The sequence below is a fragment of the Roseibium suaedae genome (assembly GCF_900142725.1).
Classification (GTDB): Bacteria; Pseudomonadota; Alphaproteobacteria; order Rhizobiales; family Stappiaceae; genus Roseibium; species Roseibium suaedae.
In genome coordinates this window covers 26429-53129 of record NZ_FRBW01000009.1, presented here as the reverse complement: position 1 = coordinate 53129, position 26701 = coordinate 26429, and the positions used below count along the sequence as shown (strand labels likewise).

Genomic DNA, 26701 nt, shown 5'->3' with positions numbered 1-26701 from the left:
CAGATGACGAGAGCTTCATGACCACAAAAGACATCGTGTTGGATCATGTATCCATCCGTTTCGGTTCCTATACGGCCGTCGACAATGCGCATCTGACCATTCGGGGTGGTGAGTTCTTTTCCTTTCTGGGGCCATCGGGCTGCGGCAAGACCACGCTTCTGCGCTGCGTTTCGGGGTTTTCCGAGCCGACCGAGGGCAGGGTGCTGATTGGCGGTTCGGACATGAAGGGCGTCGGGCCGAACAAGCGGCCGACGGCGCTGATCTTCCAGAACCTGGCGCTGTTTCCGCTGATGTCGGTTGCCGACAACATCGCCTTTCCGCTCGAGGTCCGGGGCATCTCCAAGAAGCAGCGGCGCAAACGCGCTGATGAGTTGCTCGACATGATCGCCCTGCCGGGTGTGGGCGACAAGAAGGTGCATGAATTGTCCGGCGGTCAGCGTCAGCGCGTGGCCATCGCCCGGGCGCTCGCGGTTGAGCCGGACATTCTGCTGCTCGATGAGCCGCTGTCGGCACTCGACCTGAAACTGCGTCATCACATGCGCACGGAGCTCAGGGCCATCCAGCAGCGCGTGGGACTGACCTTCATCTACATCACCCATGACCAGGGCGAGGCCCTGACCATGTCCGACCGGGTGGCGGTCATGAATTCTGGCGTCATTGAACAGATCGGTGATCCGGAGAGCATTTATAACCGCCCGAAGACGTCCTTTGTGGCCTCCTTCGTGGGCGAGACCAATGCCATAGAGGGCAAGGTGGTGCTGCAGGCCGGAGAGATCGTCACACTGGAGACACCGGTCGGACACTTGCAGGGAAAGGCGGCGGGGGGACGGCGCTACAAGAACGGCGATCCTTGCTATCTCTTCATCCGGCCGGAGCAGCTTGAGGTGAAAAGCGGCCTCGAAGCGCCAAATACGATTGCCGCTTCCGTGGTCAAGGAAGAGTTCGAGGGCAGCGCCAGGATCCTCTTCCTCAAAGCGAATGGCATCGACATGCGTATCACACGGGTCAACCGTGGCGCGAGTGATGCCCTGGCGAATGGCCAGGCACTGGTCTGCGCGTTTGATCCGGACCACGCGACTGTTCTGCCCCACGGCCCGCTGGCGGGAGCGTGACCCATGACGGCTCTGCGTTCCCTCTTTCAGCCGATGGCCGCAAAACATGGGCTCGGTGCGGCCTGTTTCATCGGTGTTGCCGTCTTTATCTGGGTGGTGTTCCTGATCGTTCTGCCGCAGATCTCAATGCTGGACTATTCGTTCCGGCTCAACCTGCCCAAGCCTGACATCGGTGGTCCGCTGGATGTCTACACGCTCGACAACTACGCCTATTTCTTTTCCGGCAATGACGGCCAGCTCAACACGCTGGATATCGGCATCCTGGTCAAGACCCTGGTCGCGGCTGTCTTCGTCACGCTGATCGATATCCTGATCTGCTATCCAATCGCCTATATCCTGGCGCATTCGGCGACCGGCGTTGCCGCAAGGCTGATGGTCATCGGCCTGATCGTGCCCTTCTGGGTCAACGAGATTCTGCGTGCCTTTGCCTTCCGCGTGCTGTTCGGAGCCACCGGCCTGATCAACTCGATTGGCATGGGCGCCGGGTTCTGGGATCAGCCGATCGACTTCATCCGGGCCGATGTGGCGCTCTATTCCGGCCTGACCTACGCCTATATCCTCCTGATGGTGTTTCCGATCTTCAACGCCGTCGAGGCGCTTGACCGGAACCAGATCGAGGCGGCCCGCGACATGGGCGCGAGCTGGTGGAGGGTGCATTGGCGGGTGGTGCTGCCCATCGCCAAGCCGGGCATTGCCTCCGGTGCGACAATGGTCTTCATGCTGACCGCAGGCGCGCTGGCTGCCCCGCAGATCCTCGGCGGTCCCTCCAATCTCTGGTTCACCCAGCTCATCTACCAGTGGTTCAATGAATCGGCCAATTGGCAGCGCGGGTCTGCCTATGCGGTGATCCTGCTCCTCGTCTGTATCGGCTTTGTCATGATGCTGATGCGGGTCTTCAAGGTATCCATCGGGGAGATCGGACGATGAACAAGGGCACTGGCGGCGGCGCCATCGCAGCGGGATATTCCCTGCTGTTCTTCGCCTTCCTCTTTGGTCCGCTGATCATCATGGTGATCACGGCCTTCAATTCCTCGTCCTTCCCGCGCATCACGCCCTGGGAGTGTTTCACCACTGAGTGGTTCGATGAACTCTTCGGCAATGAGCGGCTGATGGCTGGCCTCGTCAACAGCGTCATCATTGGCGTTGGCGTTGTGGCCATTTCGGTTCCGGTCGGATTGGCGGGTGCCCTGGCCTTGTCGGAAGTCGGCCCAAAGGTTCGTGCCGCGCTCTATACGGTCCTGATCACGCCGATCCTCATTCCGGGCGTCGTGCTCGGCATCTCAACCATCGTCTTCTGGGGCGGGCTTGGCCGCTCTGTCGGGGCGGACTACGGCTCGATCTTCTTTGATGGCATGTTCCTGACGCTGGCAGGTCAGGTCACCTTCATTGCCGCCTATGCTATGCTGGTGTTTCTGGCACGGCTGCAGCGCTTCGACCCGACCTTGACGGAAGCTGCTCTGGACCTTGGGGCAACGCCCGGTCAGGCCTTCCGTAAGATCCTTCTGCCGTTCCTGTCTCCCGCGATCGGATCAGCAGCCTTCCTGACGCTGCTGGCGTCCTTCGAGAACTACAACACGACAGTGTTCACGATCCTGTCCGGCAACACCTTCACCACCACTCTTGCCTCGAAGGTGCGCCACGGCACGGATCCCTCGTTGTCCGCGCTCGCCGTGATCATCATTGCGGTCACGCTGATCGGCGCGATGGTGCATGAAGCTCATACCCGCCGGGCGGAAGTCATGCGGACAGGGCAGGCGGCCCGGTCAAAGGTCTATGGCAATCCGGTGCTGAGCGTCCTGGCCCATCCGGTCATGGTGCTGGTGCTTCTGGTGGCAATGGGCGGGGGGCTTGCCTACAAGGCCAGCCAGCATGACGCCCGGGCCTGCAAGCAGCAGATCCTCGACGACAAGCGGGCGCTTCAGGAAAAGCTTCTGGAAGAACAGCGCGAGCGCATCAGGGCCCAGAAGGCGGCAACACCTGCTCCTGCCGCGCCATCCTCCGGCCCGGCGCCCTCCAGCTTTGGCGGTGCCTTCAATCCGGGAAGCCTTGCGCCCGGGTCTGCGCCAGCCCCTGCTGCACCTGCAACGCCCAAGACCCCCTCCGGCTTCGGCGGTGCCTTTGCGCCCGGCAGCTTGAAGCCGAACTGAGCCACGACCCATCACCTGGCGGGCTCAAGGCCTGCCAGGATGCTGTTCGATTGGATTTCAAGGATCTTGTGTCTAGTGGATCTCGACCGAACGGGGCGTATAGGTGCCGTCGGTGCTTTCCTCGAAGATCTCGAGGAGCTGGGGATGGCGGATCGGTTCGCCGGTCAGATCCGGAACGAGATTTTGCTCGCTCACATAGGCGACATATTCGGTTTCTTCGTTCTCGGCGAGAAGGTGATAGAAGGGCTGGTCGCGCAACGGCCGAACCTCTTCCGGAATGGCAGCCCACCATTCCTCGGTGTTGCTGAAGGTCGGATCCACGTCAAAGATCACCCCGCGGAACGGGTAGACCCGGTGCCGCACGACCTGACCAATTCTGAACTTCGCCGTACGCATTCGACTTACCTGTTCTGCCAGCCCGTCAGGCCATCGGTCTTGGCGGGCAGCACGCCCTTTCAGGGCACGTGAGGCAGTTCCTTCCTTTACCGACAAACTATTATACTGAATCCTTAAAGACCGTAAACCTGTGCAAGTTCCGGATCTTTGGAGGCGACGAGACGGGCGAGGTCGACAATCACCTTGGCCTGTTTCCAGGTGGCATCATCCTGCATCTTGCCGTCGATCATCACCGCGCCGGTGCCATCCGGCATGGCTTCAAGGATCTTCAGGGCAAAGGCCACTTCAGCCGGATCCGGGCTGAAGACCTTCTTGGCCAGTTCGATCTGGCTCGGATGCAGCGACCAGGCGCCCAGGCAGCCCATCAGGAAGGCATTGCGGAACTGGCTTTCGCAAGCGGCCGGATCGGAGAAGTCGCCGAAGGGGCCATAGAAGGGCTTCAAGCCGTAGGAGAGGCAGGCGTCGACCATCTTGGCAACTGTGTAGTGCCAGAGATCCTGCTGGTAGGCGGTGCGCGGTGCGGCTTCGCCCGCAGCATCCGCGAGGACGGAATAGTCCGGGTGACCACCGCCGACACGGGTCGTCTTCATGCCGCGGGAAGCGGCAAGGTCCGCCGGGCCAAGGCTCATGCCATGCATGCGGGGGCTGGCCGCAGCGATGGCCTCGACATTCTTCACCCCTTCTGCGGTTTCCAGAATGGCATGGATCAGGATCGGCTTGGTGATGCCGGAGCGGGCCTCAAGCTGGGCCAGCAGCTGGTCTAGGTAATGAATGTCCCAGGGGCCTTCGACCTTGGGCAGCATGATGACGTCGAGCTTGTTGCCGACGGCAGGCACAATCTCCATCAGATCATCGAGGAACCACGGGCTGTTCAGGCAATTGACGCGTGTCCAGAGCCCGGTCTTGCCGAAGTCGTTTTCCTCGGCCATGCGGATGAACCCACGCCGCGCATCGATCTTGGCGTCTGCCGGAATGGCGTCTTCCAGATTGCCGAGGATCACGTCGACCTTGGAAATCAGGTCCGGCACCTTTGCCCGCAGCTTTTCCAGATGCGGTGGCACGAAATGGATCATGCGCTCAAGGGCGACCGGCAGCTCGCGATACGGGGAGGGCGCGCCAATGGCGAGGGGCTGGTAAAAGGCACGGGGCGTCTTCATGGCACGGTCCTTCCTCTGGGAACTGGATCTTTCCCACTCTATAGCCGGATTGTTGCGGTGCAACTATCCGCCGAAAGGAGAAGCCTAAGGACCCGAAAAAATGACCGGCAGCGCAGCAAGGACGCCTTTCAGCTTCCCGCCCATTTGCGGTGGATCCACATCCACTGCTCTGGATATTCGCGAATCCAGCCTTCGAAAACCCGGTGAATTTCCTCAGTCGCTGCCTGAATGTCAGCCTGCCGGTCATCGGTCTGGGGCACGGTGATGCCGCGGCCCTCGATCTGGAAATTCACGCCGTCCTTGCGGATGACGCGGCCTGCGACGATCGGCACACCGCAGGAACGGGCAAGGCTGGCGGGAACCGGCGTCGCATATGCTTCGCGTCCAAAGAAGGGGACGCGGATGCCGCGCACTTCTCTCAGGTCGCTCATGATGGCCACGATGCCGCCGCCGCGCACGATGCTGACCAGCTTGCGGGCGGTCTGGTGCCCCTTGGAATAAAGCCCCGCCTTGTAGAGGTCCTTGCGCATGTCGCGCAGCAGCTCGTCGGCGTAAGGGTTCTTCAGCGCCTGATAGACCCCGGCGAGGGAAATCCCCGCCCGTGTCGGCGGCTGGACGCAAAGCTCCCAGTTTCCCGAATGCATGGAGACGAAAACGATCGGCTGCTCCCCGGCAATGACTTTTGCCGTCAGCTCATCGGCGACGAGCTCGAAGCGCTCGTCCTGTTTCAAGAGCTCCGGAATGTGGAAGGTTTCGGCGGCCACCCTTCCCAGATTGTCCCACATGCCAAGGACGATCCGCTCCCGTTCTTCCGCGCTCGTGTCCGGCAGGGCCAGCTCCAGATGCCTCAGGGCCCGCTTGTGACGCGGGTTGAGCGGCGCAAGCTTGCGCCACAGGAAACCCATCAGGCAAGAGGCAGTATCGACCGGGATCAGCCGGAACAGCCAGACGGCCGTCCGCAAGCCAATGGCTTCAACGTGATAACGAAAGTTCAAGAGACGTTTTGTCAGCTTCATAAGACAGTCAGTACCGAACGGACCGAAGCAGACCTTGTGAGTGCCCGGTGAACAGGGCTCAATCTCGTAAGACCTGCCGTTGACCCTCGAGGGTGAAACGGTTAGGCGTGATTATCCAAGCTGTCCGTCGTATGCAAGCCGCCCGTTGCGCCGGGAAAGCTTGTCTACTGCCGGTTCCCCGCGCTTCTGGCGCAAGACCCATCTGGAATTCTTCATGCAGGACGTCATCGCGCTGGCCTTTCCCTTCTTTGGGCTGATCTTCCTGGGCTTTGCCGCGGGCAAATTCCGGAAACTGCCGGAAGCGGGGCTGGCATGGATGAATTTCTTCATCGTTTATATCGCGCTTCCGGCGCTTTTTTTCAGGCTTCTGTCTGAAACTCCGATCGAGCAGCTGACGGATCTGTCCTTCGTGACGGCGACGACCTTCACGACCTACACGGTGTTTGCCATCGCCTTCTGCATCGGTGTGCTGGCGACCAGCGGCAATATTCCGGAATCAACCGTTCTTGGGATTGCGGGCGCCTATTCCAACATCGGCTATATGGGCCCGGGCCTGACGCTTGCCGTGCTGGGACCTGCTGCGACCGTGCCGACCGCGCTGATCCTGTGCTTCGACAACACGCTGCTCTTCATTCTTGCACCGTTGATGATGGCCGTTGGTGGCACCGACAAGGAGCCGATCACCAAGACGCTGCAGCGTATCGTCTGGCGCGTCTTCTCGCATCCCTTCATCCTGGCGACGATTGCAGGTGTCGGGGCGGCTGCCATCGGCTTCCGTCCGCCCACCGCCATTGACACCATGCTGAAATATCTCAGCGGCGCGGCCGCGCCTTGCGCGCTCTTTGCCATGGGGGTCAGCGTTGCCCTGCGCCCGGCCAACCGGATCCCGCTGGAGCTGCCCGCCGTTCTGGTGGTCAAGCTGCTGGTCCATCCGCTGCTGGTGTTCCTGCTTCTGTCCTGGATTGGCGGCTTTGACCCGATCTGGGTTGGAACGGCCATTCTCATGGCCTGCCTGCCTCCTGCGACCAATGTCTTCGTCATCGCCCAGCAATATAACGTCTATGTTCAGCGGGCCTCGAGCTTCGTGCTGATCGGCACGATTGCGTCGGTGGTCACTGTGACCGGCTTCATCTGGGCACTGACCCACAATCTGTTCCACCTCAATCTCTAGAAATATCCGGGAGGCTTTCTTGCAGCAGAGCGAAATCCAGCCGCTTGAGGGCCTGACCGTCCTGGACTTCACCACGCTTTTGCCCGGTCCTCTGGCGACCTTGATGCTGGCCGAAGCCGGTGCAAGGGTGATCAAGCTGGAGCGGCCTGGCGGCGAGGACATGCGCAGCTTTCCGCCCTTTGTTAAGGGAAAGCCGGTTCTCTTCGAGCAGCTCAACCGCGGCAAGGAGTGTCTGGAGCTGGATCTGAAGGACGAGGCTGCGCGCGGGCGCGTACTCGAACTCCTTCAGACCGCAGATATTCTTGTCGAACAATTCCGCCCCGGTGTCATGGACCGGCTCGGGCTTGGCTATGACACCCTCTCTGCCCGCTTTCCAGGGCTGATTTATTGCTCGATCACCGGCTTCGGACAGGAAGGCCCGAGAGCCTCCAGCGCCGGGCATGACCTCAACTACATGGCCTTGAGCGGTCTTCTGGCCCAATCCTGCGGCTCGGCCAAGCATCCGGTTCTGCCGCCCGCTCAGATTGCCGATATTGGCGGCGGCTCCTTTCCGGCGTTGACGAACATTCTTCTGGCCATCCTGAAGCGGACCAAGACCGGCAAGGGCTGCCACATCGACATTTCCATGACCGACAGCATGTTCACCTTCGGCATCTTCGCCCATGCATTTCATGCAGCGGGAAAGCCGGTGCCGGACTGGGGGCAGGGGCTGTTGTGCGGCGGCAGTCCGAGATACAGGCTCTATCCGGCGGGGGATGGCCGCCTGATCGCGGTTGCGGCGCTGGAAGAAAAGTTCTGGCAGGGGCTCTGTGATCTTCTGGAAATCGAGCCGGGTCTTCGCAATGACCGCGCCGATCCGGAGGCCAGTGCCGCCGCCATCGCAAGGGCTCTTGCCGCAAAACCGTCTTCAGACTGGAAGGACCTGTTGTCGGCCGCCGATTGCTGCGCCTGTGTCGTGGCAACTATGGAGGAGGCCCGGCAGGATCCTGCCATTGCCGCCAGAGACCTGTTTTCCCATCAATTGGACGTCGGCGGGGAGGCGATCGAGGCCTTGCCGCTGCCACTCGCTTCCCATTTCCGCAAGCAGCCGTGATCTTCAGCGCTGGCGCAAGCCTGGGTCAGGCTGCACCTTTCCTGAACGGCAGGGAAAGCTTCGGCTTCGGGAACTTGCCCGGTGCGATGCCTTCACGCATCAGCAGCCGGCGCAGCGGGCCGACGCGGCTTGCCAGATAAAGCCCGGCGCTGCGCATGGCCTGAACCGGCAGGAGATCGGTCAGAAGCGAGCGGTTGAGCGCGTCAACGGCGGTCGTCCGGCTGACGATATCCGTGCGCCGGTCGGCCTCATAGCGCGCCAAAAGGTCTTCCGACCCCGGATCGAGATCCTGTGCGCGGGCTTCCGCCAGCAGCTTGCCCAGGCTTTGAACGTCGCGAAGGCCGAGGTTCAAGCCTTGCGCGCCAATCGGCGGGAAGACATGGGCGGTTTCACCGATCAGGGCAAGACGCTGACCGGACACGCTTTTCGCGGTAAGTCCCGAGAGCGGGAAGCTTTGAACATCGCCGTCCACTGTCATCTTGCCGAGGATCGAATGGGCCCGCCGTTCCAGTTCGCGTTCCAGTTCAGGGCGAGGCATCGATCTGAGTCGCTCTGCTCCTTCCGGTGTCTCAACGCAGACCAGCGACGAATTGCGCCCCTGCAAGGGGACAAGGGTGAAAGGGCCGGTCGTCTGGTGGAATTCGGTTGATGTGTCTTGATGGGACTGGGTGTGGGCAAGGTTCATGACCACGGCCACCTGCGGATAGTCCCAGCGGTTCACGCCGATACCGGCAGCTTCCCGGGCGAGGGACTTGCGGCCATCGGCGGCAACACAAAGCCTTGCAGAAATCTGCTGGCCATCGGTTGTTGTGATCTGCGCGAACGTGTCGCCAAACACGAAGCCGGAAGCGGTGGCCTCGATGAAGGTGACATTCGGCTCTGCCCTTGCCGCCTCTTCCAGCACCCGGTTCAGGTCCCGGTTGCGCAGATTGTAGCCGAAGGCATCGAGGTCCAGTTCCGCGCTGTCGAAGGTGACTTCCGGCGCACGGATCAGGCGGCCGGTGGCATCCACCATGCGCATTCGGATCAGGGGAGCCGACAGGGGCAGCAGCTTTTCCCAGACGCCGATGCCGGACAGGAAGTCGGTGGAGGCCTGCAGAAGCGCCGTTGTGCGCCCATCAGTGAAATTCACGCCCGGCGCAACGAGTGCGGTCCGGTATCCGGCTTGTGCTGCGGTCAGGGCAGCGGTCAGTCCGGAAGGACCAGCACCGATCACCAGAATGTCGAAAGTCTGCTCAGCCGTTGCTGCTGACGTTCCGGTTCCGGTCATGGGGCACTCCGTCCTGTTTCCTGGCCGCGAGGGTGCGCGGCAAATCGCTTTCAAGAATGGGCAGTCCGGCAGGAATTGCAAGATTGCCCTGCCAGACCATGCGCCGCTCTTGCGCGGTTCAATGCCGCAGGTCAAGGTCATTTGTTCTGATGCAGATCAATGCGCCCAAGCTTATCATGGCCCCCTTATCAGGATCTTCGACAGAGGGGCGTTGTCAGCCATGGTGCTGCCCCCTTTGAGGCTCAGGGTCGCGGCGGATCAGCAATCGATGCTCAAGGACATGAATGTGGCAGAGGTTCAGCCGAAACAGACATTGGCGGATGCCCTGGAGACCAGTCCGCGCGGCTGGCCTCTGGTTCTCGTCTGTCTTGGGGGGCTGACGGTCACAGGCTGGCTCTATCTTGGGGCGATGATTGCCGACATGGTTCCGGCCATGGATATGAGCGAAGCCGGGCCGGGAATGGGCTTGCTCAACTATTTCAACAATCTGGCAGGACTTCCTGACGAAGTGCGTGCCGCGATTGCAGCGTTGTGTCTTCCCGAATCTGCCTCGACCTTCGGCATGCCCTCCGCCCGCTGGACCCTTGCTGACGGTCTCAAGGTCTTCACCATGTGGTTCATGATGGCCCTTGCGATGATGATCCCGACGGCCATCCCGATGCTCCGAGCCTTCATGCGGGAACAGGCTCCTCTCGTCGGTTCCGGACATCTGACCGGACAGACCCTTCTGGCGGCCGGTGGCTATCTCTTTGTCTGGACCGGTTATGCGGTGGCGGCGACGCTGGTGCAGTGGCTGCTGACCTTGCTCGGCGCCCTCGGTCCGATGATGGCCCCCGTGTCCCTGGCCCTGTCTGCCAGCGTTCTGGTCGCGGCCGGGATCTATCAGTTCACGCCTGCCAAGCAGTCCTGTCTGGTGCGCTGCTGGCACCCCCGCTTTGCCTTCTCCCGCAATGGAGCGTTTCGCGAGGGGATTACCCAGGGACTGTCGTGTCTTGGCTGCTGCTGGGCCGTCATGGCGGTGATGTTCGCCGTCGGTGTCATGAATGTGCTTTGGGTCGCCTTGCTCGGCGTCCTGATGGCCGTTGAAAAGAGCCTGCCGAGCCGCTGGATCTACCGCATCGCCGGTGCCGTGTTTCTGGTCTGGGGCACGGGGCTTGGCGCCTTGATCCTGATGGCGCAGGGCTGATCACACTTTGCCGCAGAGACCCGCCGCCAGTCATATGGCAGTATCGGGGCATCGTTCAGGCAGGTTTCCTTCGTTATTTTTCCGAAGTTTGCGCTGTCAAAACGTCATTTGCCGGGCAGGAATCGAAAAAGCCTGTTCAATCCGTCGTGAAATTGAAATAATAGCCTCCCAAGGCTTCCGTTCCGCCCCTTGCCGCCGGAACGTGTTGAAGCCCGATTTTCATCAGAACCCGATCTTCATCAGAACAAGAGACCAGCGCGCAGTGACCGATTTCCCATCTGACAAGGAAGCACCGGAGCCGGCGCTATTTCTCATCCATGTGCTGACAGCCTCGGGTGCTCCGATTGCCCTGGTCGCTCTTCTGGCCGGTGCTCGCGGCAATTGGGCCGAGATGTTTGCCTGGCTGGGTCTGGCTCTCGTGGTGGATGGGATTGATGGGCCGCTGGCCCGCCGGTTCAACATTGCCGAGCGCCTGCCGCGCTGGTCCGGCGCTTCGCTCGATTTTGTCATCGACTATGCGACTTACGTGTTCCTGCCGGCCTTCGCGCTCTCGGCCAGTTCCATGTTGTCCTCGCCGTGGAACTGGATCTGCGGCGGTCTGATCGTCTTCACCGGTGCGCTTTATTTTGCTGACAACGGCATGAAGACGCCGGAAGGGGCCTTCAAGGGCTTTCCGGCGGTGTGGAACATGGTGATCTTCGGACTGATGGCCCTGTCGCCGTCAGAGAGCTTCACGATTGTTTTCATTCTCTTCTGCTGCCTTCTGACCTTCGCGCCGATGAAGTTCATCCACCCGGTGCGCGTCAAGCGCTGGCGGGTGCTGACCCTGTCTGTCACCGCGATCTGGTTCGTCTCCGCGGGCTTTGCCGTTGTTGATGACATGGCGCCGACCGGCTGGGATGCCTGGGTTCTGACAGCTTCCAGCCTCTATCTCTTCGGCGTTTCCTTCGTTCATCAGCTGATCGACCGTCTTCGCTGAACTGCGATTACGGGATTTGAGGCGGACAATTGGCGGTCCGCGCTCCTTTGTGAGCGCGGGTTATTGCCGTTCCTTGCCCAGCGCCCATATGCTTGCTTCAGTGCATTGGTTCACCGAGGGGCGACATGGTTGAATTGCTGGCAAATCCGCAGGTCTGGGCAAGTCTCCTGACCTTGACGGTGATGGAAATCGTTCTTGGCATCGACAACATCGTTTTCATTTCCGTCATCGTCTCGCGGTTGCCTGCCCAAATGGCCGACCGGGCGCGCAAGATCGGCCTGGCGCTGGCGCTGATCTTCCGGATCATCCTTCTTGCCGCCCTCAGCTGGCTCGTCGGCCTGACGGCGCCGGTGTTTTCCGCCTTCAGCCACGACTTTTCCTGGCGCGACCTGATTCTGATCGGCGGAGGGCTGTTTCTTCTCTTCAAGGCGACCCACGAAATCCACAAGGGGATCGAGGGTGAGGAAGAGGAGCAGGAGGCCAATCCGGCTGCCGCCGCTGCCAAGGGATTTGCCGGTGTGATCGCCCAGATCATTGTGATCGATCTGGTTTTCTCGATCGATTCCATCATCACCGCCATCGGCATGGCCCAGCATATCGAGATCATGGTGGCGGCCGTCATTCTGGCAATGATGGTGATGTATGCCGCCTCCGGGCCGGTCTCCGGTTTCATCAAGCGCCACCCGACCACAAAGATGCTGGCTCTGTCCTTCCTGCTCCTGATCGGGGTGTCCCTGATTGCCGACGGATTGGGCTTCCATATCCCCAGAGGCTATATTTATTTTGCCATGGCCTTTTCTGCGGGCGTGGAACTGGTCAATGTGCTGGCCAAGTCGCGCAGGAAATCCGCGCGGCATTGATGCCGAAGACAAAAAGCCCTTAGGGGCGGGGAGTTGAAGACATGGTTCATGCCATCCGCGTACATCAGACCGGTGGACCCGAAGTTCTGACCTATGAGGAAATCAGCGTCGGTGAACCGGGGCCGGGCGAAGCCCGTGTGCGCCATACGGCAATCGGCCTGAACTATATCGACACCTATTTCCGCTCCGGTCTTTATCCGGCCCCCAACGGCATGCCCTTCATTCCCGGAAATGAAGGCGCCGGTGTTGTCGTAAGCGTTGGTGAGGGCGTGACCTCCGTGAAGCCGGGGGATCGTGTCGCTTATGCCGGTCCGCTCGGCTCTTACGCGCAGGAGCGCCTGATGCCGGCGGACCGTTTGGTGGTTCTGCCGGAAGGGATCGACGACCGCACGGCGGCCGGCATGATGCTGAAGGGCATGACCGCGCAATATCTCCTGCGCCAGACCTACAACGTCACCAAGGAAACGGTGCTGCTGTTCCACGCTGCCGCGGGTGGGGTCGGTCTGATTGCCGGTCAGTGGGCTGCACACCTCGGTGCGACCGTGATCGGCACGGCAGGGTCGGCGGAAAAGGTCGAGTTGGCCAAGGCCAATGGCTACACCCACGTGATCAACTACCGGGAAGAGAATTTCGTCGAACGGGTCAAGGACATCACAGGCGGCAAGGGCTGCGACGTGGTCTATGACAGCGTCGGCAAGGACACCTATCCCGGATCGCTCGACTGCCTGAAGCCGCGCGGGCTGTGGGCAAGCTTCGGTCAGTCCTCCGGCCCGATCGCCGATTTCAATCTCGGGCTTCTGGCCGCCAAGGGCTCGCTTTATGCCACCCGTCCGACCTTGTTCTCCTATATCGCCAGCCGGGCGGATCTGGAGAAGACCGCAGGCGATCTGATCGACGTGGTGTCCAGGGGCATCGTCAAGATCGAGGTGAACCAGCAATATCCGCTCGCCAAGGCGGTGGATGCGCACCGGGATCTGGAGGGCCGCAAGACCACTGGCACTACCGTGCTCATTCCGTGAGCCGGCCGTGAGCAGCGGCGAGACGCCGGAACAGAGCCAGCGCGCCAGTGCCCGACAGCAGGACAAGGCGCGGAATCTCTATGCTCCGGCCATGCGGTATTTTTCCATGGTGGCGGAAAGCGGCTCGATCAGGGCCGCTTCCCGCGAGCTGAATGTTGCCGCGTCGGCGGTCAACCGTCAGATCCTGTGGCTGGAAGAATCGCTCGGGCTGCAATTGTTCGAACGGGTCGGCCGCAGGCTGCGCCTATCACAGGCGGGGGAAACCCTGCTTGCCCATGTGAAGCGGACCTATTCGGATTTCGATGCCACCGTTGCCCAACTGGACGCTCTCAAGGGGCTGCGGCGCGGAACCGTGTCGATTGCCAGCGTTGAAAGCTTTTCCGAGACGCTTCTTCCGGATCTGGTGACGACGTTCCGCAACCGCTATCCCGGCATTCATGTCAGCGTGACGGTGACAAGCTCGCAGGAGGCTGCCCTGCTGGTGGAGGCTGCGGAAGCCGATGTGGGGTTTACCTTCGATCCGCCGGTCACCTCGTCGCTGACCGTTGCCTTTCATCAGGACTACCAAATCGGGGCCCTGATGGCGCCCGGGCATCCGCTGGCGGCTGAGGAGATGTTGAGCCTCTCCGAGTGCCTGCAATATCCGGTCGTGCTGCCTGCGCGGGGGCTTTCGATCCGCAGTCGCCTGGAAAGCGTCATGTCCCGCCTGTCGAGCACGCCGCGCACCTATGTGGAAGCCAACTCTTTGCGCTTTCTTCGGGCTCTCGCCAAAGGCGAGAATGTCATCGGCTTTCAGACACTGATCGGCATCGAGGAAGATCTGAAGGCCGGGCATCTGGTGTTCCGGCCTTTGAAGGATAGGCCCTTGCAGGAGGACCGCCTGTCCATTGTGACGAGTTCCCTCAGGGCTCTTGCTCTGGCTCCCGGTATGTTCTTCAATCATGCTGTGATGCTCTTGAATGATCATCATCGGAATGTTGTTGCCAAAAAGGCAACATGACAACCTGAAATGAGTGCTATTGATTTGCGCGCATTTCGGGCAAGCTCATGAAAAGTGCAGTTGGGGCTGGACGGTTGACGCGAAACGGGTTCAAGACAATCAAGGGTGGACGAGCCGGGTGGATTATTGGTCCGGCCGCTGATTCTTCACGTCATGGGAGACGGATGTCATGGGCCGTTTGACAACGCATGTTCTGGATACGGCGCTTGGGCGTCCGGCAGAGGGGCTTGCCATCGAACTCTGGGCGCTGGAAGGTGAGCCGCGGCTTGTCTCCCGCCATGTGACCAATGCGGATGGCCGTATTGATGGACCGATTCTGGCCGGCGATGCCTTTGTCTGCGGAACCTATGAATTGCGGTTTTCGGCCGGGGATTACCTGCGCCGGACCGGGCAGGCCCTGCCGGATCCGCTGTTTCTGGATCTCATTCCGATCCGTTTCGGCATGGCCGAACAGGAGGGCCACTATCACGTGCCCTTGTTGCTGTCGCCTTTTGGCTACTCCACATACAGGGGCAGCTGAGCGATGCGCGATACGATCCGGTTCCTCAAGAATGGTGAAGTGATCGAGCTGGCAAATGTCGGCCCGACAGACACGCTGCTCGACTATCTGCGTCTCGACCGACGCGAAACCGGCACCAAGGAAGGCTGCGGGGAAGGCGACTGCGGTGCCTGCACCGTTGCCATCGGTCGTCTGGTCGAAGGCCGTCTGAGCTATTCCCCGGTCAACAGCTGCATTCAGCTGCTTGCCATGATCGACGGCACGGAGCTGGTGACCGTCGAGGACCTTACTTCGGACGGCAAGCTGCATCCGGTGCAAAGGGCCATGGCAGAGCTCAATGGCTCTCAGTGCGGCTTTTGCACCCCCGGCTTCGTCATGAGCCTTTTCACGCTGTATCATGCGGAAGGCATGTCCCGCAGCCGCAAGGCGGTGACCGAATGGATCGCGGGCAATCTCTGCCGCTGCACCGGCTATCGCCCGATCATCGATGCGGCTCTCGAGAGCTGTTTTGACGCGGCCGACGATGCCTTTGCCTGGCGCGCGACAGAAACCCGCGACAAGCTGCGGCAACTGGCCGACAGCCGCGACATCTTCATTGGCGACAGCAGCCGGTTTCTGGCATCGCCCGCCAGCCTCGATGGTCTGGCCGCGCTTTATCAGCAGCATCCGGACGCCACCCTGGTGGCGGGGGCTACCGATGTGGGTCTGTGGATCACCAAGCACCTGAGAGACCTGCCGAAGGTCATCTGGCTCGGGCGGATCGAGGGCATGAACCGGATCGAGGACACTCCGGCCGGTCTCCTGATCGGTGCGACCGTGACCTACCAGAGTGCGGAAGGGGCCATCCAGCGCCTGTCGCCTGATCTGGGCGAATTGTGGAGCCGGATCGGATCGAAGCAGGTTCGCGCTTCCGGCACGATTGGCGGCAATATCGCCAATGGCTCTCCGATCGGCGACACGCCACCGGCCCTGATTGCCCTTGGAACCACGCTGGAGCTGCAGGACACGGTCAATTCCCGGGCACTGGCGCTGGAGGATTACTTCCTCGACTATGGCAAGCAGGATCGCCGTCCGGGTGAGTTCGTCACCGGCCTGTTCGTGCCGCGTCCCGACGCAAATCAGATCTTCCGCTGCTACAAGATTTCCAAGCGCTTTGATCAAGACATTTCCTCGGTGATGGGGGCGTTCCTGTTCACGGTCATCGGTGGCACCATCACCGAGGCGCGCATTGCCTATGGCGGCATGGCGGCAACCCCGCGCCGGGCCAAGGGGGCGGAAACCGCCCTGATCAATGCGCAACTTGAAGATCCCTCCACCTGGGGTGCCGCGATGAAGGCGCTGATGAGCGACTACACGCCTCTGTCCGACATGCGCGCCAGCGCGTCCTACCGGATGGAGACGGCGCGGGCACTGCTTGCGAAGGCCCTGATGGAGGCCAGTGGCTCCGATCCGTCCGGCCTGCGTCTGCGTCCGGCCTTTTCTGCGCCGGAGGAACCGGGCGCGCCTGACACGCTGGAGGCTGCAGAATGACCGCATCCGGCAATCCTTCCAGCGATGAGCTGCGTCTGGCGCCCGTCCAGACCCATCATGTGCGCAAGCCGCTCAACCATGACAGTGCGGTCAAGCATGTCAGTGGCACTGCTGCTTATATCGACGACATTCCGGAGCCCATTGGTACCCTGCATCTTGCTCCCGGCTGGGCGCGGGACGTGGTGCGCGGCCGCATCCGTTCCCTGGATCTGGAGCCGGTTCGAAAGGCTCCCGGTGTTGTGGCTGTTCTGACGGCCAATGACATTCCCGGCATCAACGACTGTTCTGCCGCCCTTGGGGACGACCCGGTCCTGGCGGAAACGGACATTCTCTTTTATGGCCAGGTGATCTTCCTGGTGATTGCCGAGACGCGGGATCAGGCCCGCCGCGCAGCGCGCCTTGCGCAGCTTGTCACCGACCCGCTGACGCCGATCATCACGGCGGAAGATGCGGTGGCGGCAGACATTACGGTTCTGCCGGACTACCAGTTCCGCCGTGGCTCTCCCGAGACCGGCATGACGGCTGCAGAGCACAAGCTTGCCGGTGTCTTTCACATTGGCGGGCAGGAGCATTTCTACCTGGAAGGCCAGATCGCCATGGCCATTCCGCAGGAAGATGGCGGGGTTTTCGTTCATTCCTCGACCCAGCATCCGACCGAGGTGCAGCACACGGTGGCCAAGGTTCTGGGCGTCCCGGATGCTGCAGTGACGACGGAAATCCGGCGCATGGGCGGCGGCTTCGGCGGCAAGGAAAGCCAGGCGAACCAGTGGGCGGCGCTTGCGGCTCTGGCCGCGACCAGAACCGGCCGGACCTGCAAGCTGCGGCTCGACCGGGACGACGACATGATCATGACCGGCAAGCGGCATGACTTCCGGGTCGAATGGCAGGCAGGCTATGACGGCGAAGGCCGGATCCGGGCCGTCGACATGCATTTCCTTGCCCGCTGCGGCTATTCCGCCGACTTGTCGCTCGGCGTCAACGACCGGACCATGTTCCACGCGGATTCCAGCTATTTCTATCCGGATGCGCTGATCCGCTCCCGCCGGCTGAGAACCGATACCTGCTCCAACACCGCTTTCCGCGGCTTTGGCGGGCCTCAGGGCATGCTGTCAGCGGAACGGATGATTGATGCGATCGCCATTCATCTCGGCAAGGATCCCCTGGAGATCCGCAAGCTTAATTTCTATGACGAGAGCCGCAACCTCACGCCCTATGGCATGCCGGTGGAGGAGCACGAGGTCCTGCATGACCTGACCGCTCAGCTGGAGGCCAGCTCGCACTATTGGGAGCGCCGCAAACAGGTCAAGGAATTCAACGCCGTAAGTCCGGTGCTTAAGAAGGGCCTTGCGCTGACGCCGGTCAAGTTCGGCATTTCCTTCACCCTAAAGCATCTCAACCAGGCAGGCGCTCTCGTCCATCTTTACACCGACGGATCGGTTCATTTGAACCATGGCGGCACGGAGATGGGGCAGGGCCTTTACCAGAAGGTTGCGCAGGTCGTGGCCGATGAGTTCGGCGTGACCCTCGACAAGGTGCGGATTACCGCCACCAATACGTCCAAGGTGCCGAACACCGGACCGACCGCGGCGTCTTCGGGCACGGATCTCAATGCCATGGCTGCGCGCAACGCTGCCCATGCAATCAAGGCGCGGCTCGTTGAGTATTTGAGCGAAGCCTACGGTTGTCCGACTGACCTGATCGGTTTTCACAACAACCAGGTCCGGATTGCGGATCGTGTTATCCCGCTGAAGCAGGCCGCCAAGGAAGCGCATCTGGCGCGTATTCAGCTCTCCCATGCCGGGTTCTATGCAACGCCCAAGATCACCTGGGACAGGGACAGCGCGACCGGACGGCCCTTCTATTATTTCGCCTATGGTGCCTCCTGCGCCGAAGTCACCGTCGATATCATGACCGGCGAGATGACAATCGACCGGGTGGATCTGCTGCATGATGTCGGCCATTCGATCAATCCGGCCATCGACATTGGCCAGATCGAGGGTGGCTTCGTTCAGGGCATGGGCTGGCTGACCACGGAAGAGCTGGTCTGGGATGACGCGGGACGTCTGCGCACTCATGCGCCTTCCACCTACAAGATCCCGGCTGCTGCGGATATTCCTGCCGATTTCCGGGTCAATCTCTACGAATCCAAGGGCAACCCGCAGGAGACCATCTACCGGTCCAAGGCCGTCGGAGAGCCCCCGGTCATGCTGGCCAACTCGGTCTTTTGCGCCATCACGGATGCCATCGCCAGCCTCAATCCGGGTGTCGTGCCGGATCTGAATGCCCCGGCCACGCCAGAAGCCATCATGAAGGCGGTTCAGGCGATCCGCGCCGGAAAGGGCGGGGCAGAATGAAGGTCTGGGCGCATATTGCAAAGCTTCTGGAAAGCGATGGTGCTTGCGCCCTGATCACCGTTGCGCGGGCCGATGGCTCGACACCGCGCGAGGCAGGGGCCCGCATGGTCGTGCGTGCAGATGGCGGCTTTTTCGGCACCATCGGTGGCGGCATGCTGGAGTTCCAATCGATTGCCTGGGCAAGGGAAGCCCTTGCCGCAAGCATTCCCGGCCTGACCCTGCGCCGGTTTTCGCTTGGGCCAGATCTCGGCCAATGCTGCGGTGGCAGAGCCGATCTCGGCGTTGAGGTCTTTTGCCGTGAGCAGCTGGCAGAAGCACGCGGATTTGCCGCGCTGGAGGCATCTGGTCTGGCGTTTCATACGCGTGCGCTCCCTGAGGACGGCAAGCCTCTTCGCCGCAAGCTTGTGGAATTGGCAGAAAGCCCGTTTGCCTTGAGCGGAAACGGTGAGTTGACCGAGACCTTTGGCGAGGCAGCCCGGCCTCTGGTCCTGTTCGGCGCTGGACATGTGGGTCGGGCGCTGGTGCTCTCTCTTGCCCAGCTTCCCTTCGCAGTGACCTGGGCTGACAGCCGCGCGGATGCCTTTCCTCTGGCGGTACCCGGCAATGTCACCAAGCAACTGTCCAGCGATCCGGCGGAGGTTCTGAGAGCTGCCCCGGACGGTGCTTTCGTTCTGGTGATGACCCATTCCCATGCCCTTGATGAGGACATTGTCGCAGCGGCCCTCGGGGCCCAGCGCTTTGCCTATGTCGGCGTGATCGGCAGCCTGACCAAACGGGCGCGGTTTGAAAAACGCCTTGCTGCCCGCGGGCTTTCCAAGTCCTTGATTTCAGATCTTGTATGTCCGATTGGTGCAGACGGGCCGAAATCCAAGCTGCCAGCCGCCATTGCCGCGGGGGTGACGGTGGAACTTTTGATAAGGCATGAACAAAATCAGGTAAGTACGGGGACTGTCGAAGGGGTTGCACAAGCATTGGCTCTTGGTCAATAACGCGGCAACATGAGCGCTGGAGCAGGGCGCAGCCATGGGGCTGCATGCATGCTCCGACACTTCAGTAACGATCAGCTTTGGGTATCCGTAGGGGGCTGCCCAAGCTCCGCTGATCCGGGGGGCGGATGAGAGTGGGTGAACAGGACAAGAGCAGCAAGGCCGCGCTTTCCGGCAGTCCGTTTGGACGCGAGGAGGGCGAGAGCCTTCTTGAAGCGCGGGGGCTGACCAAACGCTTTGGCGACATTCTTGCCAATGATCAGGTGAACCTGCGCATCAACAAGGGTGAAATCCACGCGCTGCTCGGTGAAAACGGGGCAGGCAAGTCCACGCTCGTCAAGATGTTCTATGGCTCGCTCGATCCCGATGGCGGGGAAATCCTCTGGCGGGGCAAGCCAGTGCGCATCTCCAGCCCTGGTGAGGCGCGGGCGCTGGGGATCGGCATGGTCTTCCAGCATTTCTCGCTGTTCGAGGCGCTGACCGTCGTCGAGAACATTGCCCTTGCCCTGCCCAATCCGGGCAATATGAAACTTCTGGCTCAGCGGATCAGTGATGTTTCCGCCGATTATGGCCTGCCGCTCAATCCCCAGGACGTCGTGGCCGATCTGCCGGTCGGGATCCGCCAGCGCATCGAGATTGTCCGCTGCCTGCTGCAGGAGCCGGACCTGATCATCATGGATGAGCCGACATCGGTTCTGACGCCGCAGGAAGCCGACCGCCTGTTCCTGACCCTGCAGCGGCTGGCCTCCGAAGGCTGCGCCGTTCTCTATATTTCCCACCGCCTGGAAGAGGTTAAGCGGATCTGCCACCACGCCACGATCCTGCGCCACGGCAAGGTGGTCAGCGAGTGTGATCCTTCTGTTGAAACCCCGTCCTCGCTTGCGCGGATGATGGTCGGGTCCGAGGTGATGGTGGTCTCCCAAGGGGCGCTTTCCCTGAAGCGCGGGGATGTGCGCCTGCGGCTCAAGAACCTGTCCTCGCCTGCGCTTACGCCTTTTGCGACAGCTTTGGCGAACATCGGCCTTGAGGTGCATGCGGGCGAAGTCGTCGCCATCGCAGGCGTTGCAGGCAATGGCCAGAGCGAACTGTTCGACGTGATTTCCGGCGAGGTTCCGGTCAATCCGGACATGCTGGAGATCGATGGCCAGGCAGCCGGCAAGCGCGACATCAACTGGCGCCGCAAGCAGAATGCCGCCTTCGTGCCCGAAGAGCGTCTTGGCCATGGGGCCGTGCCGGGAATGAAGCTGACGGGCAACATCGTTCTGACCCGTCATGCCACCAGGGACGGCCTGATTTCCAAGGGCTTTCTCAGCCGCACACGCTCCAGCACCCTGGAGAAGAAGGTCAAGACCAACTACGACGTGCGCATGTCTCATGACGATCCGGAAGCCCGGTCCCTGTCCGGTGGCAACCTGCAGAAATTTGTCGTCGGGCGCGAGCTTGACCGCAATCCGGGCATTCTGGTGGTGAACCAGCCGACCTGGGGCGTGGATGCGGGGGCCTCGGCCCTGATCCGTCAGGCCTTGATCGATCTGGCAAGGTCCGGATCGGCGGTTCTGGTCATCAGCCAGGACCTGGATGAAATCTTTGAAATTGCGGACCGGATTGCGGTCATTTCCCGAGGGCAGCTGTCTGCGCCGGAAAATGCCCAGACCATGACCCGCGAAAAGGTGGGCCTGCTGATGGCAGGCGGCGCCGAAGCCAAGGCGGAGGCGCTGTGATGCGGATTGAACTGATCAAGCGCAAGGAGCACAGCCAGTTGATGGCCATGCTCTCGCCCATTCTGGCGGTTGGTCTGACCCTCGTGGCAGCTGCAATCCTGTTTGTTCTGTCGGGCACGGATCCCTTGCTCGGCCTGTTCAAGTTCTTCATTGAGCCCTTGCTGGATGTGTGGTCGCTTCAGGAAGTGGTCGTCAAGGCAACGCCCCTGGTGCTGATCGCCTGCGGGCTGAGTGTTTGCTACCTCTCCAACAACTGGAACATCGGAGCCGAGGGCCAGTTCGTTGCCGGAGCCCTGTGCGGGTCTGCGCTGCCGATCCTCTATCCCGAGTTCGAGACGGCGGCGACGCTGCCCCTGATGCTGCTGTTCGGTGTGATCGGCGGGGCGCTCTGGGCCTTGATCCCGGCGATCCTGAAGACCCGGTTCAACACCAACGAGATCCTGACCAGCCTGATGCTGGTCTATGTGGCAAACCTGCTGCTGGACTATCTTGTCCGTGGCCCCTGGCGTGATCCGGATGGCTACAATTTTCCGGAATCGCGCATGTTCTCGGATGCGGCCACCTTGCCGGGCATTGGTGACGGTCGCATGAGCATTGCCGCTCCGATCACGCTTGCCGTGGTTGTCATCCTGGCGCTGGTTCTGAGCCGGACGATCAAAGGCTTCGAGATCCGCGTCATGGGCGAAAGCCCGAGGGCAGGGGCCTTCGCCGGGTTCTCCCGCAAGGGGCTGACGCTGTTTTCCTTCGCGCTGGCCGGAGGTCTTGCCGGTCTTGCCGGGACGATGGAAGTGTCCGGGTCTCTCAACCAGTTGCTGCCGACCATTTCCCCCGGTTACGGCTTCACGGCCATCATTGTTGCGTTCCTGGGCCGCCTCAATCCGATTGCCATTCTGGTCGCAGGTTTCGTCCTGGCTCTGTCCTATATCGGCGGCGAAGCGGTTCAGGCGTCCATGGGCGTCTCCGACAAGATCGCGAACGTCATTCAAGGGCTTCTGCTATTCTTCGTGCTCGGCTGCGACACTTTCATAAATTACAGACTGCGGGTGGTCACGTCCCGTTCGTCCGGCGAAAAGGCGGGAGCGTGAGCCATGTTTGAGGCTGTTCTTCTTACCGTCATCACCGCTGCCACTCCGCTTCTGATTGCGGCTGTCGGCGAACTTGTCGTCGAGCGCTCCGGGGTGCTCAATCTTGGCGTCGAGGGCATGATGATCATCGGCGCGGTCGTGGGCTTTGCCGTCGCCAATCAGACCGGTTCCGGAACACTTGGCGTTCTGGCGGCCATTCTGGCGGGCATGGCCATGTCCGCGCTCTTTGCCTTCCTGGTGCTCCGGCTCGTGACCAATCAGGTTGCCTCGGGGCTCGCGCTCACCATCCTGGGGCTTGGCCTGTCCGGAATGATCGGTGAGAGCTTCATCGGCATTCCGGGCCTGCGCTTGCCGGAACTCTACATTCCGGGCCTGAGCGACCTGCCGTTCATCGGGCCGGTGTTCTTCTCCCATGACGCAGTGGTCTATATTGGCTTCGCGCTGGTGGGCTTGGTCAGCTATGTGCTGTTCCGCACCCGCACCGGACTGATCCTGCGCGCTGTCGGCGACAACCACGTCTCGGCCCATGCGCTCGGCTATTCCGTGCTGAAGGTCCGCTTCCTTGCCATTCTCTTTGGCGGCGGCTGTGCGGGGCTTGCCGGCGCCTACATGTCACTGGCCTACACCCCGCAGTGGGTGGAAAATATGGTGTCCGGCCGCGGCTGGATCGCGCTGGCTCTGGTGGTCTTCGCCTCCTGGCTGCCCATGCGCATCATCGCCGGGGCCTATCTCTTCGGCGCGGTGACGGTTCTGACCTTCCATGCCCAGGCGCAGGGGATCGGCATTCCGTCGCAGTTCCTTTCCTGCCTGCCCTATCTTGCCACGATCGCGGTTCTTGTCGTCATATCGGCAAACCGCAGACTGACACTCGTGAATACGCCGGCCTGCCTCGGCAAGCCGTTCGTTCCGGACCGGTAAGCGCCCGCTTCCGGTCAATCAGAGCCAGAGCCCCCGCGATCGGGTTCCGGCTCCCTCCGCCGATCGCATGACACACGCTAATCCTGAGGGGGATTACACATGAAGAAGTTCCTGAAAGCGACAGTTGCAGCTGTTGCCTTTGCCGCCGCTTCCAGCGCAGCCTCTGCGGCTGACCTGAAGGCCTGTTTCATCTACATCGGCCCGGTCGGTGACTTCGGCTGGACCTACCAGCACGAGCAGGGCCGCAAGGCTGTCGTCGAGCATTTCGGTGAGAAGGTTGAAACCGCCTATCTGGAAAGCGTGCCGGAAGGCCCGGATTCCGAGCGCGCCATCGAGCGTTTTGCCCGTGAAGGCTGCGGCATCGTCTTCACCACGTCCTTCGGCTACATGAACCCGACCCTGAAGGTCGCGAAGAAGTATCCGGATGTGAAGTTCGAACATGCGACCGGCTACAAGACCGCCGATAATGTTGCGACCTATAACTCCAAGTTCCACGAAGGCCGTTACATCATTGGCCAGATCGCGGCCAAGCAGTCCAAGACCGGCACGGCAGGCTATATTGCCTCCTTCCCGATCCCGGAAGTCGTCTCCGGCATCAATGCCTTCCTTCTGGGCGCGCAGTCCGTCAACCCGGACTTCAAGCTGAAGATCGTTTGGGTGAACTCCTGGTTCGACCCGGGCAAGGAAGCTGATGCGGCCAAGGCCCTGATCGACCAGGGTGCAGACATCATCACCCAGCACACGGACTCTACCGCTCCCCTGCAGGTGGCAGCTGAGCGCGGCGTGCATGGTTTCGGTCAGGCTTCCGACATGATCGCCTTTGCTCCGCAGGCCCAGTACACCGCGATCGTCGACGATTGGGCGCCCTATTACATCGAGCGCATCCAGGAAGTGCTCGACGGCACCTGGAAGAGCACCCAGACCTGGGGCGGCCTGAAGGAAGGCCATGTTGTCATGGCGCCTTACACAAACCTGCCGGATGACGTTGTCGCCATGGCCAAGGAAACCCAGGCCAAGATCGAAGGCGGCTGGGAGCCCTTTACCGGTCCGCTCACCAAGCAGGATGGCACCGAGGCTGCTGCTGATGGCGTGCGTCTCGACGATGGCGCGATCCTCGGCATGAACTGGTACGTCAAGGGCGTCGACGACAAGCTGCCGCAGTAATCCTTGACCTGACATGAACAGGGGAATGCCCGCCCGCGGGCATTCCCGACCAGCGGCAGATGACCCGGCTCCACCCCGGAGACCGTGAGAGGCCTGCTGCCAAACTGACATGCCGGACGGGCAGGGACCCGGACGGTTTCCGGCCACGCACATCATGGACGCGCCCCGATGACCTTTGCCTTTGCAATGGACTGGATGAACCTTCTTTTCCGCTGGGCCCACCTGATCGTCGGTATCGGCTGGATCGGAACCTCTTTCTATTTCATCGCTCTCGACCTCTCCCTGCGCAAAAGGCCGGGGATGAAGGACGGGGTTGCCGGAACTGCCTGGGAAGTGCATGGCGGCGGCTTCTACCATGTCGAGAAATATCTGGTTGCGCCAAAGGAGCTGCCGGAAGACCTCATCTGGTACAAGTGGGAAGCCTATCTCACCTGGATGACCGGTTTCGCGCTTCTGGTCGTGCAATATTACGCCAATGCTTCGGCCTATCTGATCGACCCGTCGGTGCTGGAACTGACACCGGGCGAAGCCGTCCTCATTTCCATGCTCTCCCTTGGCGGAGGGTGGCTGGTCTATGACCGGCTGTGCAAGTCGCCGGTCGGCCGCAACACGCCGCTTCTGGCGGTCTGTCTCTTTGTCCTGATCGTCGGGGCCGCCTATCTCTTCACCCATGTGTTTTCCGGACGCGGCGCCCTGATCCATGTGGGGGCCTTTGTCGGCACGATCATGGCGGTGAATGTCTTCGGCATCATCATTCCGAACCAGAAGAAGATCGCCGCCAGTCTCATGGCGGGTGAGGCGCCAGACCCTCGGCTTGGCGCCATCGGCAAGCAGCGTTCCGTTCACAACAACTACCTGACACTGCCGGTTCTTCTGATGATGGTCTCCAACCATTATCCGATGCTGACCGGCCATCCTCAGTCTTGGCTGCTGGTGGCGCTGATCCTGGTCATCGGCGGCATGGTCCGGCATTTCCTGAACCGTCATGATGCGGGGGATGCCTTCGGCAAGTTCTGGTGGGCCTTGCCGCTGGCCGCCATCGGCTTGATCACGGCCATGATCATGACCGCGCCCAGGGACTTTAGTGGCGCAGGTCAGGTGTCCGATGCCACCGCAAAGGCGCTGATCACCACCCATTGCGCCATGTGCCATGCGGCAACGCCAACCCATGAGGGCTTTGAGGAGGCGCCCAAGGGCATTCATCTGGAGAGCGTTGCGGATCTGCGCCGCTATGCGGATCAGGTCATGGCCCAGGCCGTCCAGTCCGATGCCATGCCGCTCGGCAATGAAACCGGGATGAGCGATGAAGACCGGGCAACGCTCGGGGCCTGGATTTCCCAGCAGAAGAAGTGAACCGAACCGGCCAGAGGCGAGGCGGAGAACCAGACGTCCATGATCAGTCTTGATGACATCAACAAGATGGATGAGAGCACCTTTGCCGCCACATTCGGACATGTCGCCGAGCACAGTCCCTGGGTGGCGCGGGAGGCTCACAGCCTTGGCCCCTTTGCGGACCGGCAGGCGCTGATCAAGGCCTTCGAGGCCGGCATGCGCGGGGCGCCCCACGATGCTCAGCTTGCCCTGGTCCGGGCGCATCCGGATCTTGCGGGCAAGGCAGCACTTGCAGGCAAGCTGGAAGAAGCCTCCAGGACGGAACAGGCGGGTGCCGGTCTGGACAGGTTGACGGCGGAAGAACTGGCGCGCTTCACCCAGCTGAATGGCGCCTATCTGGAGCGGTTTGGCTTTCCTTTCATCTTCGCGGTGAAAGGAGCGGACAAGCACATGATTCTCTCCGCTTTCGAGGAGCGCCTTCAAAATTCGGTTGAAGCGGAGTTCGAGATTGCCCTCGTTCAGATTTCCAGAATATTCCGTTTTCGCCTCGAGGACATGGTTCCGTAAGGAGATGGAGCCTGCATGTATATGGGAATGTGAGGATTTTTATTTTCTTCACTTACCCTACGTTATCGTGAATTAAATCAGGGTCGGAAATTCACAGCGGCTATATGACTTTTGAATAATATGATAATTTAACGCTGGA

The 26701-nt window shown here is 61.3% G+C and carries 24 protein-coding genes; 20 read left to right on the top strand and 4 right to left on the bottom strand.

Features of this window, described 5'->3' with window-relative positions; translation table 11 throughout:
* Window positions 1-17 precede the first annotated feature (17 nt).
* From BUA94_RS22680 to BUA94_RS22670, 3 genes are read left to right on the top strand one after another with little or no spacing between them, the layout of a single operon-like run.
* Entirely contained in the window at window positions 18-1112 is a 1095-nt protein-coding gene (locus tag BUA94_RS22680) for an ABC transporter ATP-binding protein (protein ID WP_073015693.1), read from the top strand.
* Between the two features lie 3 nt (window positions 1113-1115).
* A complete protein-coding gene (locus BUA94_RS22675; protein WP_084082207.1) occupies window positions 1116-2039 on the top strand; it encodes an ABC transporter permease in 924 nt (307 codons plus the stop codon).
* Window positions 2036-3259 (top strand): ABC transporter permease, encoded by a 1224-nt coding sequence (locus BUA94_RS22670; protein WP_073015691.1) that lies wholly within the window; start codon window positions 2036-2038, stop codon window positions 3257-3259. Before BUA94_RS22675 ends, BUA94_RS22670 begins: the two co-directional genes overlap by 4 nt.
* A 72-nt stretch (window positions 3260-3331) precedes the next feature.
* On the opposite strand, the gene hspQ is transcribed toward BUA94_RS22670, so the two are convergent.
* The 3 genes from hspQ to BUA94_RS22655 all read right to left on the bottom strand — a co-directional run bounded on the left by hspQ (window position 3332) and on the right by BUA94_RS22655 (window position 5807).
* Entirely contained in the window at window positions 3332-3655 is a 324-nt protein-coding gene (hspQ, locus tag BUA94_RS22665; protein WP_073015689.1) for a heat shock protein HspQ, read from the bottom strand.
* Between the two features lie 113 nt (window positions 3656-3768).
* Entirely contained in the window at window positions 3769-4812 is a 1044-nt protein-coding gene (locus BUA94_RS22660) for an HpcH/HpaI aldolase/citrate lyase family protein (protein WP_073015687.1), read from the bottom strand.
* 128 nt (window positions 4813-4940) lie between these two features.
* On the bottom strand, window positions 4941-5807 hold the full coding sequence (locus BUA94_RS22655; RefSeq protein WP_208980211.1) for a lysophospholipid acyltransferase family protein: 867 nt from the start codon (window positions 5805-5807) through the stop codon (window positions 4941-4943).
* Between the two features lie 235 nt (window positions 5808-6042).
* On the opposite strand from BUA94_RS22655, the gene BUA94_RS22650 reads away from it, so the two are divergent.
* Entirely contained in the window at window positions 6043-6999 is a 957-nt protein-coding gene (locus tag BUA94_RS22650) for an AEC family transporter (protein WP_073015728.1), read from the top strand.
* Window positions 7000-7018: 19 nt separating this feature from the next.
* Window positions 7019-8092: a CaiB/BaiF CoA transferase family protein gene (locus BUA94_RS22645; protein ID WP_175558114.1), complete on the top strand. Its 1074-nt coding sequence runs from the start codon at window positions 7019-7021 to the stop codon at window positions 8090-8092.
* A 25-nt stretch (window positions 8093-8117) separates the two neighbouring features.
* Here BUA94_RS22645 and BUA94_RS22640 read toward each other — a convergent pair whose 3' ends face one another.
* Window positions 8118-9362, bottom strand: coding sequence for a UbiH/UbiF family hydroxylase (locus BUA94_RS22640; RefSeq protein ID WP_073015683.1), 1245 nt, complete (start codon window positions 9360-9362; stop codon window positions 8118-8120).
* 220 nt (window positions 9363-9582) lie between these two features.
* On the opposite strand from BUA94_RS22640, the gene BUA94_RS22635 reads away from it, so the two are divergent.
* The 15 genes from BUA94_RS22635 (at window position 9583) to uraD (ending at window position 26562) form a co-directional block, all read left to right on the top strand.
* On the top strand, window positions 9583-10548 hold the full coding sequence (locus tag BUA94_RS22635) for a DUF2182 domain-containing protein (protein ID WP_208980210.1): 966 nt from the start codon (window positions 9583-9585) through the stop codon (window positions 10546-10548).
* 262 nt (window positions 10549-10810) lie between these two features.
* A complete protein-coding gene (locus tag BUA94_RS22630) occupies window positions 10811-11527 on the top strand; it encodes a CDP-alcohol phosphatidyltransferase family protein (protein WP_073015723.1) in 717 nt (238 codons plus the stop codon).
* 125 nt (window positions 11528-11652) lie between these two features.
* Complete coding sequence (locus tag BUA94_RS22625; protein ID WP_073015681.1) at window positions 11653-12387, top strand: TerC family protein; 735 nt, start codon at window positions 11653-11655, stop codon at window positions 12385-12387.
* Window positions 12388-12428: 41 nt separating this feature from the next.
* Window positions 12429-13406: a quinone oxidoreductase family protein gene (locus BUA94_RS22620; RefSeq protein WP_073015679.1), complete on the top strand. Its 978-nt coding sequence runs from the start codon at window positions 12429-12431 to the stop codon at window positions 13404-13406.
* Window positions 13407-13413: 7 nt separating this feature from the next.
* Window positions 13414-14406 (top strand): LysR family transcriptional regulator, encoded by a 993-nt coding sequence (locus BUA94_RS22615; RefSeq protein WP_208980209.1) that lies wholly within the window; start codon window positions 13414-13416, stop codon window positions 14404-14406.
* 169 nt (window positions 14407-14575) lie between these two features.
* A complete protein-coding gene (gene uraH / locus BUA94_RS22610) occupies window positions 14576-14926 on the top strand; it encodes a hydroxyisourate hydrolase (RefSeq protein ID WP_073015677.1) in 351 nt (116 codons plus the stop codon).
* A gap of 3 nt (window positions 14927-14929) precedes the next feature.
* Complete coding sequence (gene xdhA / locus BUA94_RS22605; RefSeq protein ID WP_073015675.1) at window positions 14930-16435, top strand: xanthine dehydrogenase small subunit; 1506 nt, start codon at window positions 14930-14932, stop codon at window positions 16433-16435.
* Entirely contained in the window at window positions 16432-18789 is a 2358-nt protein-coding gene (gene xdhB, locus BUA94_RS22600; protein ID WP_073015673.1) for a xanthine dehydrogenase molybdopterin binding subunit, read from the top strand. The genes xdhA and xdhB overlap by 4 nt, the downstream gene beginning before the upstream one ends.
* Window positions 18786-19778, top strand: coding sequence for a xanthine dehydrogenase accessory protein XdhC (gene xdhC / locus BUA94_RS22595; protein ID WP_073015671.1), 993 nt, complete (start codon window positions 18786-18788; stop codon window positions 19776-19778). The genes xdhB and xdhC overlap by 4 nt, the downstream gene beginning before the upstream one ends.
* Window positions 19779-19909: 131 nt before the next feature.
* On the top strand, window positions 19910-21496 hold the full coding sequence (locus tag BUA94_RS22590) for an ABC transporter ATP-binding protein (protein ID WP_408011982.1): 1587 nt from the start codon (window positions 19910-19912) through the stop codon (window positions 21494-21496).
* Entirely contained in the window at window positions 21493-22581 is a 1089-nt protein-coding gene (locus BUA94_RS22585; protein WP_175558113.1) for an ABC transporter permease, read from the top strand. The genes BUA94_RS22590 and BUA94_RS22585 overlap by 4 nt, the downstream gene beginning before the upstream one ends.
* Window positions 22582-22584: 3 nt before the next feature.
* Window positions 22585-23499, top strand: coding sequence for an ABC transporter permease (locus BUA94_RS22580; RefSeq protein WP_073015667.1), 915 nt, complete (start codon window positions 22585-22587; stop codon window positions 23497-23499).
* Window positions 23500-23598: 99 nt separating this feature from the next.
* Window positions 23599-24663, top strand: a complete 1065-nt coding sequence (locus tag BUA94_RS22575) for a BMP family ABC transporter substrate-binding protein (RefSeq protein ID WP_073015665.1) — start codon at window positions 23599-23601, stop codon at window positions 24661-24663.
* Window positions 24664-24831: 168 nt separating this feature from the next.
* A complete protein-coding gene (locus BUA94_RS22570) occupies window positions 24832-26016 on the top strand; it encodes a urate hydroxylase PuuD (RefSeq protein WP_073015663.1) in 1185 nt (394 codons plus the stop codon).
* 39 nt (window positions 26017-26055) lie between these two features.
* Window positions 26056-26562 carry a 2-oxo-4-hydroxy-4-carboxy-5-ureidoimidazoline decarboxylase gene (gene uraD / locus BUA94_RS22565; RefSeq protein WP_073015661.1) on the top strand — a complete coding sequence of 169 codons (507 nt, stop codon included), beginning with the start codon at window positions 26056-26058 and terminating at the stop codon, window positions 26560-26562.
* Window positions 26563-26701 lie beyond the last annotated feature (139 nt).

Coding starts and splice junctions, on each gene's coding strand:
- BUA94_RS22680 (WP_073015693.1), top strand. CDS start 18: ATGACCACAAAAGACATCGTGTTGGATCATGTATCCATCCGTTTCGGT.
- BUA94_RS22675 (WP_084082207.1), top strand. CDS start 1,116: ATGACGGCTCTGCGTTCCCTCTTTCAGCCGATGGCCGCAAAACATGGG.
- BUA94_RS22670 (WP_073015691.1), top strand. CDS start 2,036: ATGAACAAGGGCACTGGCGGCGGCGCCATCGCAGCGGGATATTCCCTG.
- hspQ (WP_073015689.1), bottom strand. CDS start 3,655: ATGCGTACGGCGAAGTTCAGAATTGGTCAGGTCGTGCGGCACCGGGTC.
- BUA94_RS22660 (WP_073015687.1), bottom strand. CDS start 4,812: ATGAAGACGCCCCGTGCCTTTTACCAGCCCCTCGCCATTGGCGCGCCC.
- BUA94_RS22650 (WP_073015728.1), top strand. CDS start 6,043: ATGCAGGACGTCATCGCGCTGGCCTTTCCCTTCTTTGGGCTGATCTTC.
- BUA94_RS22640 (WP_073015683.1), bottom strand. CDS start 9,362: ATGACCGGAACCGGAACGTCAGCAGCAACGGCTGAGCAGACTTTCGAC.
- BUA94_RS22635 (WP_208980210.1), top strand. CDS start 9,583: ATGGTGCTGCCCCCTTTGAGGCTCAGGGTCGCGGCGGATCAGCAATCG.
- BUA94_RS22625 (WP_073015681.1), top strand. CDS start 11,653: ATGGTTGAATTGCTGGCAAATCCGCAGGTCTGGGCAAGTCTCCTGACC.
- BUA94_RS22620 (WP_073015679.1), top strand. CDS start 12,429: ATGGTTCATGCCATCCGCGTACATCAGACCGGTGGACCCGAAGTTCTG.
- uraH (WP_073015677.1), top strand. CDS start 14,576: ATGGGCCGTTTGACAACGCATGTTCTGGATACGGCGCTTGGGCGTCCG.
- xdhA (WP_073015675.1), top strand. CDS start 14,930: ATGCGCGATACGATCCGGTTCCTCAAGAATGGTGAAGTGATCGAGCTG.
- xdhB (WP_073015673.1), top strand. CDS start 16,432: ATGACCGCATCCGGCAATCCTTCCAGCGATGAGCTGCGTCTGGCGCCC.
- xdhC (WP_073015671.1), top strand. CDS start 18,786: ATGAAGGTCTGGGCGCATATTGCAAAGCTTCTGGAAAGCGATGGTGCT.
- BUA94_RS22580 (WP_073015667.1), top strand. CDS start 22,585: ATGTTTGAGGCTGTTCTTCTTACCGTCATCACCGCTGCCACTCCGCTT.
- BUA94_RS22575 (WP_073015665.1), top strand. CDS start 23,599: ATGAAGAAGTTCCTGAAAGCGACAGTTGCAGCTGTTGCCTTTGCCGCC.
- BUA94_RS22570 (WP_073015663.1), top strand. CDS start 24,832: ATGACCTTTGCCTTTGCAATGGACTGGATGAACCTTCTTTTCCGCTGG.
- uraD (WP_073015661.1), top strand. CDS start 26,056: ATGATCAGTCTTGATGACATCAACAAGATGGATGAGAGCACCTTTGCC.